At 70.1% G+C, this 15971-nt stretch carries 17 protein-coding genes; 9 read left to right on the top strand and 8 right to left on the bottom strand.

Features of this window, described 5'->3' with window-relative positions:
• Positions 1 to 94: 94 nt before the first annotated feature.
• The 3 genes from ABD691_RS16270 (at position 95) to ABD691_RS16280 (ending at position 3983) form a co-directional block, all read left to right on the top strand.
• Entirely contained in the window at positions 95 to 1525 is a 1431-nt protein-coding gene (locus tag ABD691_RS16270) for an MFS transporter (protein ID WP_344680532.1), read from the top strand.
• Positions 1526 to 1574: 49 nt separating this feature from the next.
• On the top strand, positions 1575 to 2759 hold the full coding sequence (locus tag ABD691_RS16275) for a trans-sulfuration enzyme family protein (protein WP_344680533.1): 1185 nt from the start codon (positions 1575 to 1577) through the stop codon (positions 2757 to 2759).
• Between the two features lie 168 nt (positions 2760 to 2927).
• Positions 2928 to 3983: a hypothetical protein gene (locus tag ABD691_RS16280; protein WP_344680534.1), complete on the top strand. Its 1056-nt coding sequence runs from the start codon at positions 2928 to 2930 to the stop codon at positions 3981 to 3983.
• 62 nt (positions 3984 to 4045) lie between these two features.
• Here ABD691_RS16280 and ABD691_RS16285 read toward each other — a convergent pair whose 3' ends face one another.
• The 7 genes from ABD691_RS16285 to ABD691_RS16315 all read right to left on the bottom strand — a co-directional run bounded on the left by ABD691_RS16285 (position 4046) and on the right by ABD691_RS16315 (position 9082).
• Positions 4046 to 4852: an SDR family NAD(P)-dependent oxidoreductase gene (locus ABD691_RS16285; RefSeq protein WP_344680535.1), complete on the bottom strand. Its 807-nt coding sequence runs from the start codon at positions 4850 to 4852 to the stop codon at positions 4046 to 4048.
• Between the two features lie 96 nt (positions 4853 to 4948).
• Positions 4949 to 5584 (bottom strand): alpha-ketoglutarate-dependent dioxygenase AlkB family protein, encoded by a 636-nt coding sequence (locus tag ABD691_RS16290; protein ID WP_344680536.1) that lies wholly within the window; start codon positions 5582 to 5584, stop codon positions 4949 to 4951.
• Entirely contained in the window at positions 5584 to 6039 is a 456-nt protein-coding gene (locus ABD691_RS16295) for a type 1 periplasmic-binding domain-containing protein (protein WP_344680537.1), read from the bottom strand. Before ABD691_RS16295 ends, ABD691_RS16290 begins: the two co-directional genes overlap by 1 nt.
• Entirely contained in the window at positions 6000 to 6773 is a 774-nt protein-coding gene (locus ABD691_RS16300; RefSeq protein ID WP_344680538.1) for a methylated-DNA--[protein]-cysteine S-methyltransferase, read from the bottom strand. The genes ABD691_RS16295 and ABD691_RS16300 overlap by 40 nt, the downstream gene beginning before the upstream one ends.
• Entirely contained in the window at positions 6770 to 7366 is a 597-nt protein-coding gene (locus ABD691_RS16305; protein WP_425565091.1) for an RNA polymerase sigma factor, read from the bottom strand. Before ABD691_RS16305 ends, ABD691_RS16300 begins: the two co-directional genes overlap by 4 nt.
• Before the next feature lie 89 nt (positions 7367 to 7455).
• Complete coding sequence (locus ABD691_RS16310) at positions 7456 to 7854, bottom strand: VOC family protein (protein ID WP_344680541.1); 399 nt, start codon at positions 7852 to 7854, stop codon at positions 7456 to 7458.
• A 4-nt stretch (positions 7855 to 7858) separates the two neighbouring features.
• Positions 7859 to 9082 carry an APC family permease gene (locus ABD691_RS16315; RefSeq protein ID WP_344680543.1) on the bottom strand — a complete coding sequence of 408 codons (1224 nt, stop codon included), beginning with the start codon at positions 9080 to 9082 and terminating at the stop codon, positions 7859 to 7861.
• Between the two features lie 107 nt (positions 9083 to 9189).
• Here ABD691_RS16315 and ABD691_RS16320 point away from each other — a divergent pair, with 107 nt between their 5' ends.
• The 3 genes from ABD691_RS16320 (at position 9190) to ABD691_RS16330 (ending at position 10907) form a co-directional block, all read left to right on the top strand.
• A complete protein-coding gene (locus tag ABD691_RS16320) occupies positions 9190 to 9651 on the top strand; it encodes an Lrp/AsnC family transcriptional regulator (RefSeq protein ID WP_344680545.1) in 462 nt (153 codons plus the stop codon).
• Between the two features lie 30 nt (positions 9652 to 9681).
• The gene (locus ABD691_RS16325; RefSeq protein ID WP_344680547.1) at positions 9682 to 10086 is read left to right on the top strand and encodes a nuclear transport factor 2 family protein; all 405 of its coding nucleotides are present in this window, start codon (positions 9682 to 9684) and stop codon (positions 10084 to 10086) included.
• A gap of 197 nt (positions 10087 to 10283) precedes the next feature.
• On the top strand, positions 10284 to 10907 hold the full coding sequence (locus ABD691_RS16330) for a Crp/Fnr family transcriptional regulator (protein WP_344680548.1): 624 nt from the start codon (positions 10284 to 10286) through the stop codon (positions 10905 to 10907).
• Between the two features lie 5 nt (positions 10908 to 10912).
• On the opposite strand, the gene ABD691_RS16335 is transcribed toward ABD691_RS16330, so the two are convergent.
• Entirely contained in the window at positions 10913 to 11443 is a 531-nt protein-coding gene (locus ABD691_RS16335) for a Pycsar system effector family protein (RefSeq protein WP_344680550.1), read from the bottom strand.
• A 149-nt stretch (positions 11444 to 11592) separates the two neighbouring features.
• On the opposite strand from ABD691_RS16335, the gene ABD691_RS16340 reads away from it, so the two are divergent.
• From ABD691_RS16340 to ABD691_RS16350, 3 genes are all read left to right on the top strand, one after another.
• Entirely contained in the window at positions 11593 to 12324 is a 732-nt protein-coding gene (locus ABD691_RS16340; RefSeq protein ID WP_344680552.1) for a Crp/Fnr family transcriptional regulator, read from the top strand.
• Between the two features lie 9 nt (positions 12325 to 12333).
• Positions 12334 to 13710: a hypothetical protein gene (locus tag ABD691_RS16345; RefSeq protein WP_344680554.1), complete on the top strand. Its 1377-nt coding sequence runs from the start codon at positions 12334 to 12336 to the stop codon at positions 13708 to 13710.
• A gap of 182 nt (positions 13711 to 13892) precedes the next feature.
• A complete protein-coding gene (locus ABD691_RS16350; RefSeq protein ID WP_344680556.1) occupies positions 13893 to 15968 on the top strand; it encodes a hypothetical protein in 2076 nt (691 codons plus the stop codon).
• The last annotated feature ends 3 nt before the right edge of the window (positions 15969 to 15971 follow it).

Raw genomic sequence — 15971 nt, forward strand, 5'->3', positions numbered from 1 at the left:
TAGGGTCGCATGATCGTGGCAGCGCCCGCCACGGACCTCTGTGGCGGCCGGACGCGCGCGGCACCACATCCCCGAAACCCCGGAAGGAGCCGTCGTGTCCGCGTACCCGGTCGCCGAACGCGAGCAGGTGCTGATCCGTTCCGCCCGCGACGTCACCGAGCTGGTCAACTCCGGTGCCGCCCGCGGCGGCCACGCCCGCATGATCGTGCTGCTGGCCCTCGGCGGGATCTTCCTCGACGCCTACGACCTGACCTCGCTGGCCTACGGCATCACCGACATCCGCGCCGAGTTCGGGCTCAGCCCGGCCGCTGCCGGGGCGGTCACCGCCTCGATCAGCGTCGGCGCCGTCTTCGGCGCCTGGCTGGGCGGACACCTGGTGGACCGGCTGGGCCGCTACCGGGTGTTCATGGCCGACATGCTGTTCTTCGTGGTGTCGGCCCTGGGCTGCGCGCTGGCGCCGAACGCCGAGGTGCTGGTCTTGTTCCGGTTCCTGATGGGATTCGGCGTGGGCATGGACATCCCGGTCGCGATGGCGTTCCTGGCCGAGTTCTCCCGGCTGCGCGGCAAGGGCAGCAAGGGCTCGCGCACCGCCGCGTGGTCGCCGGCCTGGTACGTCGCGACCAGCGCCTGCTACGCGGTGATCCTGGCGCTGTACTTCCTGCTTCCCGAAGCCCAGCACGGTCTTCTGTGGCGGTTCACCGTCGGGTTCGGCGCGGTGCCCGCGCTGGTGATCCTGCTGGTGCGCAAGAAGTACATGGACGAGTCGCCTGCCTGGGCCGCCGATCAGGGCGATCTGGAGCGCGCGGCCCGGATCCTGCGCGGCTCCTACGGCGTCAACGCGGTGGTCGCCGAGGACGCGCGCGCCGAGGTGCGCGAGAGCAGCGGGATCGGCGACTTCACGCGGCTGTTCCGGCGCCGCTACCGCAGCCGTACGGTGCAGGCCCTGGTCGTCGGCCTGGCGCAGACCTTCGGCTACAACGCGGTCGCCTACGGCCTGCCGATCATCATCGCCGGGCTGCTCGGCCAGGGCGCGCTCAACACCATCAGCGCGTCGCTGGCGCTGAACCTCGTCTTCGCGGTTTCCGGTGGTCTGCTGGGAATCCGGCTGGCCCGCGCCGCCGGTGCGTGGCCGATGACGGTGGCGGGCTTCTCGGTGCAGCTGCTCGCGCTGGTCGCGCTGGCGGTCATCGGCAAGCCGTCGAGCACCGCGTGGCTGCTGGCCGCGCTGCTGATGCTCGGCGCGTTCATGTTCGCGCAGGGGGGCGGTCCGGGCGCGAACTACATGGCGTTCGCGTCGCTGAGCTACCCGACCTCGATGCGCGGGACCGGGATCGGGTTCAACCAGGGTGTCGTGCGCATCGGCGCGACGCTGTCGCTGTTCTTCTTCCCGGTGCTCAGCGCCGCTCTGGCCAGCGACGTGTTCTGGGTGATCGCGCTGGCCCCGGCCCTGGGCCTGGTAGCGCTGCTGGCCAAGCGCTGGGAGCCGGTCGGCTACGACGCGGACGCCCGGGAACCGGTCCAGTGATGCGGAATTGGACCTGTCGCCACCGGGCCCGGCGGGCGAAGGTGGGGACATGACCGACTTCCACCTCGACACCCGTGCCGTGCACACCCCGATCCCCGAGCCCGAGGGGAGCCGCCCGCTGGGCGTGCCGATCTACCAGACCCACCTGTTCGCCTTCGACGACCCGGAGATGCAGCCCGCCGGATTCGCCGGTGAGGGCAACGCCTTCCTCTACAACCGCTACGGCAACCCGACGGTGCGGGCGTTCGAGGAAGCCGTCGCGGGTCTCGAAGGCGGAGCCGCCGGGCTGGCCGCGGCTTCGGGCATGGGCGCGATCAACACGGTGCTGCTCGGGCTGCTTGGGTCTGGGGACCACGTCGTCGCGCAGCGCAGCCTCTACGGCGGGACGCTTGCGGTGCTGCGCGATCTGAGCGAGCGGCGCGGCATCGAGGTCACCTACGTCGACGGCGACGACCCGGCGCAGGTCCGCGACGCGGTGCGGCCGAACTCGAAGCTGCTGTGGTTGGAGACGATCTCCAACCCGACCACGCGCGTGCTCGACCTGCCCGCGATCCTGGGCGCGGGCCGGGAGGCCGGGCTGATCACCGTCGTCGACAGCACCTTCGCCACCCCGGTGCTGTGCCGTCCCGTCGAGCACGGCGCCGACGTCGTGGTCCACTCCGCGACGAAGTACCTCGGCGGCCACAGCGATGTGCTCGGCGGGATCGCCGTTTTCGCCGACGAAGACCGCTACCGGCAGGTGCGCCACTACGCCACCGAGCTCGGCGCCACCGCCGCGCCCTTCCCCGCCTGGCTCGCCCTGCGCGGTCTGCAAACGCTGTCGCTGCGCGTGCGGCAGCACTGCGACAACGCCCAGTTCCTCGCCGAGCGACTGGAAAACCACCCGGCGGTAGACGTCGTGCACTACCCCGGCCTGGACAGCCACCCGGACCGGGAGGCCGCCGTGCGGCTGCTGTCGGGACGCGGCGGCGGAGTGCTGTCGCTGGAGCTGGCAGGCGGCCGGGATGCGGGGCGCGACTTCATCGCGGCCCTCCGGCTGGCGACCGCCACCGTGTCGCTGGGCGACGTCAAGACGCTGGCCATGCACCCGGCGAGCACCTCGCACCGCGATCTCGACGACGCGCAGCTGCGGGAAGCCGGGATCGGTGCGGGACTGCTGCGGATCTCGGCCGGCATCGAGCACCCCGAGGACCTGTGGTCCGACGTCGAGCAGGCGTTGAAGGCGGTGCGCTGACCCGGTACCGGATTCCCGCTCGCCCGGCCGTTCCGGCGTCCAGGCGAACTCCTTTCCCGCCCCCGGGGCGCTTTCCGTAGTCTGGTACGCACGTTCCGCAACCCTTCCGGCTGCACTCCCCGCGACAGACGACCCCGCGGCACCGCGCGGGGACGAGGAGGCGACCCGATGAACACCGAGAACAAGGTGGTGGTGGGCTTCATCGCCACCGCCTGCGTGGCCCTGCCCGCCGCAGTCGCGGTGAGCGCGGGCCTGCCGGTCTGGCTCTGGGCGGTGATCACCCTGCTCCTGCTGGTGATTCCGCTGCTGGTCGCGCGCAAGCTCGTCGACCGGGACCGGCAGCAGGAGCTCAAGGTGGAGCTGGAGAAGGCGGCCGAGCCCGAGGTCGTCGAGCAGCCGGTCGCCTACCAGCAGGAGGTGGTGGCCGACGTGCCGCTGCCCAGCGCGGTCGCCGACTACGACTTCCTGTTCTCGGCGACGGTGTGGTGGCGCCCGGTCCCGAACCCGCCCGGTCTCCCGCACGCCAACCCGGGTGCGCTGGCGGTGGACGCGATCCTGGTGCGGGCGCGGGACGTCGCGGCCCAGGGCGCCCCCGACCGGCACGCGCTGGTGCAGCACAAGCTCACCGCCGTGCTTGGCATGGTGGGGCGGGACGAGACCGGCCGGGTGGAGGCGCTGGCCAACAACGTCTCGCTGGTGCTCTCCGACGCCGATTCCCTGCGGCTGCGCAAGCTTTCCGACGTCCGCAAGGACGAGCAGGTCTGGGAGCACGAGCGCAACCACGAGCGGACCAGGCGCGAGTACCTGGGTCAGGACGTGCTGCGGGACCCGGCCAGCGCGATCGTGTGGTGGCTGGCCCGCAACGACACCGACGTCGAGCAGGCGGTGAAGCTGATCGGCCCGCTGGCCAGGCTGTCGGCCGCCGCCACCGGATCCGAGGTGCCGGACCTGTACCGGCGGCTGGCGACCGACGGCGACGGCGAGCTGTTCCGCGCGTACCAGGACTTCTCGGTGCCGTCGCTGCACTTCCCGAACGAGACCTCGGCCGCCGATCGGCTCGGCAGGCTGATGGACGCGCTCGGGCTGGAACCGGGCGACGACCGGCGGCCTGCGCTGGCCGACCGGGTCGCCCGGCTCATCGAGAACACCGCACCCGCCGAGGCGGGCGAGATCCGGCAGCGCTTCGACGCCCGCCCCAGCCTCTCCGACGGCTCCCACGAGTAGTGGGTTCGTGGGCGTCTTCCGAGCGGTGCCAGTGGTGTGGATGGCCTAAGCGGATTCGCCGCTCAGATCTCCTTGCGGAAGCCGGAATCCACGGCGAACTCCGCGCCCGTGGTACTCGCCGAGCGCGGCGACGCGAGCAGCACCACCGCGTCCGCGACCTCCTGGGGATCGGCCATCCGGCCGGTGCTGAGCTTCATCAGCTCCGGCACGACGGCGTTCATCACGCTGTCGCGGTCGGCGCCCGCCTGGGCCGCGATCTTGTCGGCCACGCCGCCCTCGTCGGTCCACCACTCGGTGCGGACCGGCCCCGGCGAGACGGTGTTGACCCGGATGCCCTGCGGTGCGTACTCCTCCGAGAGCACCTTGGTCAGGTTGTTCATCCCCGCCTTGGCCGCGCCGTAGTCGACGTTGATCGGCGAGGGGAGGTGGGCGTTGCCGGAGGAGACGTTGACGATCGATCCGCCGCCGCCCGACAGCATCACCGGGATGACCGCGCGGATCGCGCGCACCGCCGAGAACAGGTTGAACTCGAACATCAGCCGCCAGTCCTCGTCGGTGGCGTCCATGAACGAACCGCGCGGCAGCTCCACGCCGGGCGGCGGTCCGCCCGCGTTGTTGACCAGGACGTCCACACCGCCGTAGACCTCCACCGCCCGCGCCACGGCCTCGCCTGGTGCCTGCGGATCCATCAGGTCGGCGGCGAAGTGCAGGAGGTTCTGGCCGGCGAGCTCGTCGAGCCGCGCGGTCGTCTTCCGGGACACCGCCACCACGTTGGCGCCCTCGGCGAGCAGCGTGCGGGTCACGGCCAGCCCGATCCCCTTGGAGGCGCCGGTGACCACTGCCGTCTTTCCGGAGAGGTTGAGGTCCATCGTCTTCTTTCTGCCGATCTGTCCTCGCCCGCAGCGAGCGTGAGCCGGAATGCGCTCACACCAACAAGAACCCCGCTCCCGCGGATCGGTTGCACCTCAGTCCATCCCGGACACCCGCATGGTGATGTTGAGCCTTCCCCGCGGCAGCCCGATGTCCTGCTCCCGCGTACCGGGCAGGATCCGCAGCACCCCGTGGTAGGCCAGCCTCGATTCGCCGCCGAACACCAGCAGATCGCCGGACCGGAGCTCGACGTCGGTCCACGGCCGGTTCCGGTTCTCGGTGTTTCCCAGGCGGAAGACGCACGAATCGCCGAGGCTCAGCGACACGACTGGTTCCAGGCTCTGCTCGTCCCTGTCCTGGTGGAGCCCCATCCTCGCGCTGTCGTCGTAGAAGTTCACCAGTGCGACATCGGGTTCGTAGTCCTCGTGCCCGTAGACCTCCGCGACGGCGCGGCGGCCGATTTCGCCCAGCCAGCCGGGAAACGGCGTCACCGGTGATCCGTCCTGGTCGTCCAGCGTCCGGGAGTAGCGGTACGGGTACCAGTGCCATCCCAGGCACACAGTCCGCGCGGACATGGTGGCGCCGTTGGGCATTCTCGCCGCGCGCATCCGGCCGGTGGCCCACTCGCGGCAGGCGCGCACGAGCATCCGCTGCTCGTCGACGCCCAGCCAGTCCGGGACGTGCACCGCGCCGGGAGCCAGAACTGCCCGCTCCCGCGGGAAGATCTCCATCACCCGACCACCAGCTGACCGTCGAAGAACATCCAGCCCGCCCCGTCCTCGGTCGCTCCGCGCAGCCCGTCGACACCGTCGGCGAGCCCGGCCAGCCCGGAGAACGCCACCGTCCGGTGCGGCCGCCACAGCCCGGTCGCGGCCAGCCGCGGCCCGATCCCGGTCCACTCCCCCGGTTCGGCCGCCACCACCCACGCGTCCGGCGCACCCGCGGCGAACCGGCACGCGGGCCGCAGCCACGACGCCGCGGTCGCCGGCCACGACACGACGGTCCCGAGCTCGCCGCCACCGTCGGCCCAGGCCCGCACGAACGCATCCGCGTCGGCCGTGGAGCGTTCACCGCGACCGTGCCCGACGTTGACCAGCACCGCGTCCATGCTCCGCAGCAGCTCGACGACCTTGGCCAGCTCCGCGTTCATGCCGTGCCCGCCAGCGCCGGGCGGCAGTGCTTGCACGGCCGGTACCCCGCCTTCCGCGCCGCGTCGACGCTGCGGAAGCCCCTGCGGTGCGGGGCGCTGATGCGGCGCGCGTTGTGGCAGGTCGGGAAGCAGACGATGTTGGTGGTGTCGCTGCCCAGGTAGAACACGTCGGACCGGGCCAGCTCCCGCACCTCGTCGACGTCGACGTCCTCGGCCCGCAGCAGCCGCTCCCCGAACTCGGCGCCGAAGACGTACTCGCCGGGCTCGCCGTCGGCCCTGGTGACCCGGTGGCAGGGAACCAGCACCGGAACCGGGTTGCGCGCCAGCGCCGATCCGACCGACCGCACCGCGCGGGGACTGCCGATCTCCCGCGCGACCCAGCTGTACGGACGGGTCTGCCCGGCGGGGATCGTGCGGGCGGTTTCCAGCACCGCGCGTTCGAAGTCCGTCAGGTGCCGCAGATCCACCCGCACCGACCGGGTGCGGTTGCGGCGCAGCGCCGTCACCAGACCGCTCGGCGGCTGCTGCGCGGCCCGCAACGGCCGCCGCAGCTCCCGGTGGAACTCCGCGGCGAACTCCTCCTCGCCGCGCACCGCGTCGACCGGGCGGACGAAGTTGACGCCCTGCCCGCTGAACGCCACGTACAGGTCGCCGAACGCGCTCGGCACCCGCACCCAGTCGCTGAACACGCGGTCGGCGAGCCCGCGCGGCGGGGCCTCCGCCAGCTCGCCCAGCGCGGCCAGGACGGGATCACGACCGTTGACCGTCATCGAAGCTGCCTCCTTCCGGCGATCGACATCGGGCGCGCGCCGGTGTAGAGCTCGCGGATGCGGCGCAGCCCGCGCGACACGTGGGATTTCGCGGTGCCCTCGGCACAGCGCATGGTCGCGGCGACCTCCGCGATGGGCATGCCGACGACGTGCCGCAGCACCACCGCGACCCGCTGGTTCTCCGGCAGCTCGGCCACCAGCGCGCCGAGTTCGGCGCGGGTCTCGCCGCCCTCGACCTGCTCCTCGACGCTCGGGCCGCCGCCCGCGCGCTCCGGCGGGTCGGCGACCGGGACCTGGTCGGGTCTGCGGCCCGCGTCGCGGAGCGCGTTGCGCCACAGGTTCAGCACGATCGTCAGCAACCACGACCGGGGCGAGAGCTGCCGGATCCGCTCGGGCTCGTAGCCCTGCAACGCCCGGTAGGCGCGCAGGAACGCCTCGGACGCCAGGTCCTCGGCGTCGGCAGGCCGGCCGCTGACGCGCAGCGCGACGGAGTACACGGCGCGCTCGTACGCGCGCACCAGCGTCGCGAAGCCCGCGTCGAGGTCCTCGACGAGTGCCGCGAGGACCTCGCCGTCGGTGTCGGTCTCACCCATGTCCCAAGGAACCCCGAACGGCCCGCTTCGGTTGCAGCACGCCCGCCATCGTCCCACGTGCCGCGGTCGCGACCTGCTGCGATTCCCGGTCAGAACCCGAATGTGGAGCGCAGTACCTCAGGCGGCGGAGCGACGGTGGTGATGCAGAACGGGTGGCCCGCCGGGTCGAGCAGCACCCGCCAGCGCTCGTCCGGCTGGTGCTCGGCCGCGGTGGCGCCCAGGGCGAGCGCCCGCTGTTCGGCCTCGGCGAGGCTGTCTCCGGCGGTCAGGTCGAGGTGCACGATCGAGGCGCCCGGCCAGACCGGCTTGCGGTAGTCCGCCACCCGCTGCATGACCATGAGGAGCCCGGGCACCTGGACGCCGGCGCTGTCCTCGTCGCGCCGGAGCAGGCGACCGCCCAGCAGGCCGATGTAGAAGGCGGCCAGCTCGTCCGGGTCGGCGCAGTCCAGCGAGACACCGGCGAACCGGACTTCCGGAGGCTTGTCCATCCGGTCATCGTAGGGCCCCGGTGGGAGCGGTTCGCCTGGCGCAAGCGGCCAGGCCGAGTGCGAGCGGAAGCAGCAGGAACGGACCGCAGGCGAGCAGAACCGCCCCGGTGAACGCGGTCGCGACGATCGCGATCCTGCGTCCTCCCGCGCGCAGCAGCCGGACCGCAGCGGCCGTCCCGGCGAAAGTGACCGCGGCCAGGCAGGCCGAGGTGGCGCGCATCAGCAGGTCCAGCTCGACCCCGGCGACCACCACCACGGCGACGAGCAGCGCGGTGACCACCGCCAGCAACGCGAGGCTGCGGCGTTCCGAGGCGAGCCGCGTGGGCAGTCCGCCGTCGCGGGCGAGCGCGGCGCCCAGCCGCGCGCCGCCTGCCAGGTAGGCGTTGATCGCGCCGAAGCTCAGCAGCACCGCTGCGACCGCGCTTACCTCCGGGGCGGCAGCACCGATACCCCGCTCCAACAACAGCGTGAGGGGAACCGCCGTGTTTGCCGCTTCCGGGCCGAGGACACCAACCGTGGTGACAGCAAGCGCCGCGTAGAGCAACCCGACGATCACGAACGTCCAAGCAGTGACGCGAGGAAGTTGCCTTCGGGGATCGGAAAACTCGGCCGAGAGGCTGCTGACCGCTTCCCAGCCCGCGAAGGCGAAGAACAGCACGCTCCCGGCTTCGGCCACTCCCACCCAGCCGTGCGGCAGGAACGGCGTGAACCGTCCGGTCTCGAAGTGCGCACCCGCGGTCAGCACCGCGACCACGAGCAGCACGACCAGCAGACCCACCAGCAGCAACTGGACTCGTCCGGCCACTCGCAGACCGATGTGGTTGGCCAGAAACGCCGCCACCAGCAGTACGCAGGCCAGAACGAGTCCCGCTCCCCCGCCCGCGCCGAGCGCGGCGGTGACGTAGTCGGCACCGATCAGGGCACCGGCAAGCACGCCGAGCGGGACCGCGAAGTAGAACCACCAGCCCACCACGACAGCGGCACGCGGCCCGAACGCGTGCCCGACGAACGCCGCCAGGCCACCGCCGTCCGAGTAGCGGGCCCCCAAGGTCGCGAACGTCCACGCGACCGGTGCGCTCAAGACCAGCAGCCCGGCCCACGCGACGACGGACGCCGGTCCCGCGGCCGCCACCGCGAGCGCGGGCAGCGCGAGCACCCCGGGGCCGAGCACCGCGCCCACGAACAGTGCGGTTCCGTCGGCCAGACCGAGCTTCCCAGGTGCAGACACAGGATCCTCTTTCGAACGAACAGCTTGTCGCGGCGAAGCTAGCCATTCGGCCGGGAACCGGAGCCCGCATCTGATCAAATGATCGGAATCCCCCGGAGGAGGCGACCGTGGACGAACTTGATTCGGCGATCATCCGCGAACTGCAGGCAAACGCGCGGCAGTCCAACCGCGAACTCGCGCGCACGCTCGGCATCGCGGCGTCGACGTGCCTGGAACGGGTGCGCGCGTTAACCCGGCGCGGGGTCATCCGCGGCTACCACGCCGACATCGACCTCGGCGCCCTCAACCGGGAGGTGCAGGCGCTGGTGAGCGTGCAGATCAGACCGCTGAGCCGCGCGGTGATCGACGCCTTCAAGGACACCGTCGGCCGGATGCCGGAGGTGCTGACCGCCTTCGTCCTGGCGGGCGGGGACGACTTCGTGCTGCACGTGGCGGTGCCGAACCTGGACCACCTGCACGCGTTCCTGGTCGACCAGCTCAGCAACCGCCGCGAGGTGGTCGGATTCCGCACCTCGGTCATCTACCAGCGCCAGCACAACACCGTGCTGGCCCCGTTCTCCGACGGTTGACCGTCGGTGGGACCGCTTACGATGTCGATCATGAGCACCCGCGCGACAGCCGAGGAATTCCTGCGCCGCATCGGAGAACCCGACCGGATCGGCGAACTGTTCGCCGACGACGTCGAATGGCGCCTGAGCTGGCCCGCGGGCGCGCACCCGGCGACACCGTGGATCCGCGAGCGCTCGACCCGCGCGGAAGCCGCCGACCACTTCCGCGAACTCGCCGGCTTCCACGTGCCCGAGCACAACGGCAGCGGGGTCAGCCGGATCCTGGTCGACGGCGACGACGCCGTGATCCTCTGCGAGATCCGGCAGCGGGCCCGGCCGACCGGCCGCGACTACACGGCGATGTGCGCGCTGCACCTGACGGTCGAGGACGGCTTGATCGTGCGCTACGACGTTTACGAGGACAGTCTGTCCGTCGCGCGGGCTTTCGGCGGGTGACATTGGGGGGCAGCACCATTCGAACGGCGCTCCACCCATTGGTGCACCCGGTGGAATGGCGTTGACAGCTTTCACGATTCCTTGCAAACGTCATCCGGGACGGACAAAGGGGAACCGTGAGTGCTCAGCGACGCCAGGAGGTCAGGTGGCCGCCCAGCAGTCTTCTTTCCAGCCTCTCGCCCGCCACGTGCACGGCTTTGCTGAATCTGGGCGCACTGCGCGAGTTCGAGGCCGGCCATGTTCTCCTCCACCAGGGTGAGCGATCCACCCACGTCTTCGTGCTGCTGAACGGCTGCGTCAAAGTGACCGCGACGACCGCCGAGGGAAATCTGGCCCTGCTGGCGATCCGAATCGGCGGCGAGGTCATCGGCGAGCTGGCGAGCCTCGACCAGCAACCCCGTTCCGCGACCATAACGACGGCGGGAAGACTCGCGGCACGCGTGATCCAGCAGTCGGACTTCCATGCCTTCCTCGCCGCGCATCCGGATGCCGCTCTCGCGATCAGTCGCAGCGTGGGTGGCAAGCTTCGCTGGTCCACCCGGCGGCGCATCGATTTCAGCGGATGTGAGACGCGGGTCCGGATCGCCAGAGTCCTCGTCGAGCTCAGCACGACTTACGGTCAGCAGACCCCGGAGGGTCTCACGCTGGGAGTCGCTCTCACGCAACCCGAGCTCGCGGCGTTGGTCGGCGCGGCCGAACCCACGGTGCACAAGATCTTCGCCGAATTGCGACGTCTTCAGGTGATCACCACCGGTTATCGGCGAACCGTCATCCGGGATCAACGTGCGCTTCAGCTCATAGCCGGACTCGGCTCGCCCTGACCCCGTTAGCGAACAGCGGCGAGTAGCACCAGCGAGCCGATCGAGGCCGCGATGGCCGGAACCGTCCACATCAGGGCCCGATTGACGTGGCGGTGTTTGGCCACGGCCAATTCGGCGAGCAGCTTCGCGACCCGCCACGCCTCGGCGCATTGCCTGTTGAGGTCGTCGTGCTGGGTCAGGGGTCGGACGCCGGCCGCGACGTTGGGGAACGCGAACCTGTTCGGTTCCGATGGACCAGCTGTTCTCGACCGCAGCGCTTGGAACAGATGCACCCCGGAAAGCACTGATCCGGCCACGAACACACCGAGGAGAGTGATCCCGACGATGCTTGCCTGCGACGGAAGTGCGGGCTTCGCCAACAACCCCAGCTGGGCCGTCATGAACGCGGTGAGCCCACCGTGGACGGCGACCAGCGTGCGGACCTTCTCATCGGCGTGCTGAACCACGCCTTGGAACGAGCCCATCGTCGCCAATGCCACATCGAGTCCGGAGGTCTCTTTCCGCCAGTCGTCCTGCGGACGTGCCACGCCAACCATTACTGCCTCCTGTCCAATGGGTGACCAGCTCCATCGTCAGGTGACACCTCCGCCCACAACAGGTCGTACGACGGTTTTGCCCGGCTCATCCACATCAGCAATCCCTTCGTACGACGAGGTGTTCACGGCGCTCCCGTGCAGGAATTCCGGTGTCCGTGCAGTTTCGCCCCGAGGAGAAGGCGCTGAACCCAAGGCACTGGCCTGACGGATCCCTGCTCGGGCTGCTCAAGGAGCGCAGCCGCGAGGCACTTCTGGGTCTCGGAGTTCCGATCATGTACCGGCCGCGCGAGTTCGTGATCAAGCAGGGGGATCCGGGCAGACACGTGCTCGTGTTGTTGTCCGGGTCCGTCAAGGTGGTCAGCAACCCGGGCAACGGCCACGACGTCCTGCTCGCCGTCCGAGTGGGCGGCGACGTGCTCGGGGAGACCGCGTTGTTCGAGCAGCAACGGCGGAACGAGGACGCGATCGCGTGCACCCCGGTGCAGGCCAGGCTGGTCCGCGGTCGCCAGCTGGCTGACTTCCTGAGCCGGCACCCAGACGTCATGCTGACGTTCACCCGGGTGCTGAGCGAACACCTCCGGTGGGCGAACCACCGCCGCGTCGACCTCGTCGCCTGCCCCGCCCCGATCCGCCTCGCGCGGATCCTCGTCTCACTCGCGGCCCGGTACGGCGCCGCCACTTCCTGCGGTCTGGATCTCGGCATTCCGCTCAGCCAAGCCGAACTCGCATCGCTCGCGGGGATCGCCCTGACAAGCGCGGAGAAGGCCCTCCACTGGTTGCAGGAGGAGGGCGTGGTTCAGCGGAGATATCGACGGATCGTAGTCACGAACATGGCCCGGTTACGCCGGTTCAGCGGATGGAATGACGAAATCCCGTACTAGTACGGAGTCTTGTCGCCGGACATGCCACAGGGTGACTGCCAGCGAACCCCCGAATTCCTTCCAAGGAGGAGTGCGTTGTCGTACGCAGACGGATTCTCCCGGTTTCTCTGCCTCGCCGCCGACGCCTGGCGGTACGGCCGCGGCGATGACCGGCGTCAGGGCGAGATCCAGCGAGCCCTGGTCGCCGCGCTGACCGACGCCGCCGAGCGCGCCGGGCTCGACCGGTCGATCTGGCGAACCCAGCCCGGCGGTGACGGCGAACTCGCCCTGCTCCCGAGCGACGGTACCGAACCCCGGCTCGTCGATGCGTTCATCCGCGAACTCGACGCCTGGCTCGACGAGTACAACCACGACCGGGTCGCCGAGGCCCGGCTGCGGCTCCGCGTCGCCATGCACCACGGGGTCGCATACCCGGCCCCCAACGGTTATGCGGGCAAGGGACCGGTGGTGGTGAGCCGCCTCCTCGACTGCAGGCCGGTCCGGGATGCGCTCGACATGGACAGCACCGCGAACCTCGCCCTGATCATTTCGGAGCAGATCTTCAAGGACACGGTGTACCAGCGGCACACTTCGCTGCGTCCCGAGGAGTTCGTCCGGGTCTTTGTCGCCGACCAGGACAAGGACTTCCAGGCCGAGGCATGGGTTCGGGTTCCTCGAATCGCTCCCGAGCGCCTCGCTTCCGCGCTGCGCGCCCACACCGGTGAGCCCGCCAAGGCGAGGCACCTGATCCTGAGCCTGCAGGGGGTCCAGCCCGAAGAACCCATGCGCATCGAACGGGCTGCGGAAGAGGCCTTCACCGCCGCACAGCTCGGGTCTGCCCAGCGCAGGATCGAAGCCGCTCCTGACGGCACCATCATCTCCTTCCAGGACCACCTGCAGGGCGCGAGCGCCCTCGGCATCTGGATCGAGCAGTTCGACAGAGCGCTGAGGGCCGGTGAGCTCGGCTCCTCTCCCGCACAAGTGCGGATCGGTGTTCACTGCGGGCAACGCCAATCCGACCGCGCACTCGCCCGCCGCCTCGCCGGATCCGACATCACGCGGGATTCCCTTTCCGTAGCGCACGCCGCCAGAGTCGCCGTAGCAGTTTCCGACGAGGTGTTCCAGTCCGTCGTGCGCGCAGGCGGCCGTTACATCGATGCTGACCGGTACCGCCCGGTCGACGCCGGCGCCCCTGCCTGGCTCTACATCCCGGGGTACTCGGTTCCTCCCGACGCGACCCGCCACCGGAGGAAAACCCGTCGGCCGCGGAAGAAGACCTCCGCGCCGCAGTCGGCGAGCCAGGTCGGCACCATCAACGGACCGGCAACCGTTCTCGGCGCGGAAAGCAAGATCGAGACGTTGGTCGTGGGCGCCTTCAACGACTTCGGCGAGGGTGAAAGGCCATGAGCACGGACGCCCCTGCCGACCCCGCACCGCAACCGCCCCCGGCCGGCCAGCCCGAAGAACCTTCGCCAACTCCGGTTTCCGAGCCGGCGGGCGATCAGAGCAGGGAAGGTGTCAGCAACCCTCTCGGGTCGGAATCCCGTTCGGCCAACGACGCCTATCTTCGGGGCTTCCGCAGCCTTCGCATGGACGGCCCCGCGGCAGTCGTCACCGACGCGGACATCCGCGACATGCAGATCGGCGACCGGTACGAGGTTTTCATCGGCCAACGCCTGGCGCTGACCTCGGGGTCGGTCCGCGAAGAGATCCTGGAGTGGGTCCGCGACCGCTACGTGGCGGTGCACAACTACACCCGCCTGATGGAAACGCTGTGCGACCGGCGTCTGGTGGTCATCCACGGTCTCCCCGGTACCGGCCGTGCGACGACGGCGTTACGCCTGTTGGACGAGGTGGCGAGCGGGAAGGTGTTCCGCCTGGACCTCGGGAAGGACCTGAAGTCGTTGTCGGAAAGGGACTTCGACCAGGACACCGGCTACGTGGTCGAGCTCCCGCTGCCCGCCGAGCGCACCCTCACCGAGGCGAACCTGGACAAACTGCGCGACAACCTGGTGAAACGCTCGGCCTTCTGCGTGCTGATCTCGCAGGGAAAGCGGCTTCGTCCCGATGACCTCGGCGGATACGCCCACGCGTGCGAGGCCCCGGACGCCGACGAGCTGCTCGCCCGGCACATATCACGGGAGGTGCGGCCCGACGACGAGGACGGGTTGGAAGACCGACTGCTCGAACTCGCCGCCGGAGCACGGGTGCGGGATGCGCTCGGTCCAGCACCGCGTCCCGCCGAGATCGCGCGAATGGCCGGTCTCCTCGTCCAGCACGGGCGAGCGGACATCACCCTCGAAGAAGTCGAGCGGCAGGGGTCGCTGTTCGTGCACCACCAGGTGGCCGAATGGTTCGCCGAGGTGAGGGAGCTGCGATCGGAGACCGACCTCGCCGAGGCGCTGCGGCTGGCGGCCTTCCGCATCTCCCTGGCGGTCTTCGACGGCACCCCGTACCACATCATCGCCGAAGCCGGGGGCAAGCTCGCGCAGCACTTCCTCAAGACGGTCAACCCCTACCGCGACCAGCGGGGCTCGTTGTTCGCGGATGATCAGAACAACAGGCTGCCCGCTGCACGTGCGCGGGTCGTGGGCGGATACGCCGCGTTCGGCCATGTGAGGATCTCGGTTCACCTGGCCGAGTACCAGGACGAGCGCTTTCCGGTAGCGGTGCTCAGGTACGTCTGGGAAAACCACCACAACATGCGCGACGCGATGGTCGAGTGGTTGGAGCAACTGAGCAAGGACCTCCGCGCGTCGGTCTGGATCCGCGCCGCCCAGGCATCGGGGCTGCTCCTGGCACTGGACTTCACCTACGCCTTCACCAAACTCATCGATCCGCTGATCGACGAACCGGAAGAGGGCTACGAAGAACGCCAGCGGATGTTCGCGGCTGTCGCGCTTGACCAGGCCGCCCGCGACAGCCGGGTGCGAGCAGCGGTGGAAGAGCGTCTACGAACCTGGCGCCGCCGGGGTGAGCCCAGCAGGCGCTGGACGGCCGCGGCGACGCTCGGCTACAACCTGGGGCGGCGAGCCATCAACACCTCGCTGGAGGAGCTCCGCATCCTCGGAACACCGGCCGAGAGGCGATCCGCGCTCGACGAGGACGACGACGAGCACGGACTCGCCAACGTCGCCAGCTACAGCCTGTCCAAGCTCTTCGCCTTCGGGGAGATGCGCAGCGTCCTGGACTGCCTGGCCACCTGGATCCGCAGTGAGCGCAGCAGTCTCCGCTGGCTGGCGTTGCTGACCATCGTGCACATCGTCGCGCTCCGCGGGTACGACCTGAGACTGCTCACGCTGTCGGCCAGCCACGAGCACCCACCGCTTCCCGCGAGCCGTGACAGGTGGCCACTCCTGCTCGCCCTTCGGGAACAGGACGAGCAACTCACGGAGTCGTTCGCGGACCTGCTGCGACGGGCACTCCGCTGCCGGGGTGGGAACTGGATCGCCAGGGAACTGCTGGGCAGGTGGATCCGTGCTGCCGAGCGCGACGCCGACTGTCTCGACGCCCTCGCCGAGTTCCTCCCGCACTTGGTGTCCGACGACGGTGACCTGCGCCGCCTTCTCTACCTGCTGACCAGGATGCGGCGCGACTGGTCAGACCCGCTTCCCGACGATGTCGCCACCCGGCTCGAATCGTCGCTCTACCTGGCTCAGATCTAGGAG

Origin of the sequence: Saccharopolyspora taberi, from assembly GCF_039534165.1 — a bacterium.
GTDB lineage: Bacteria > Actinomycetota > Actinomycetes > Mycobacteriales > Pseudonocardiaceae > Saccharopolyspora_D > Saccharopolyspora_D taberi.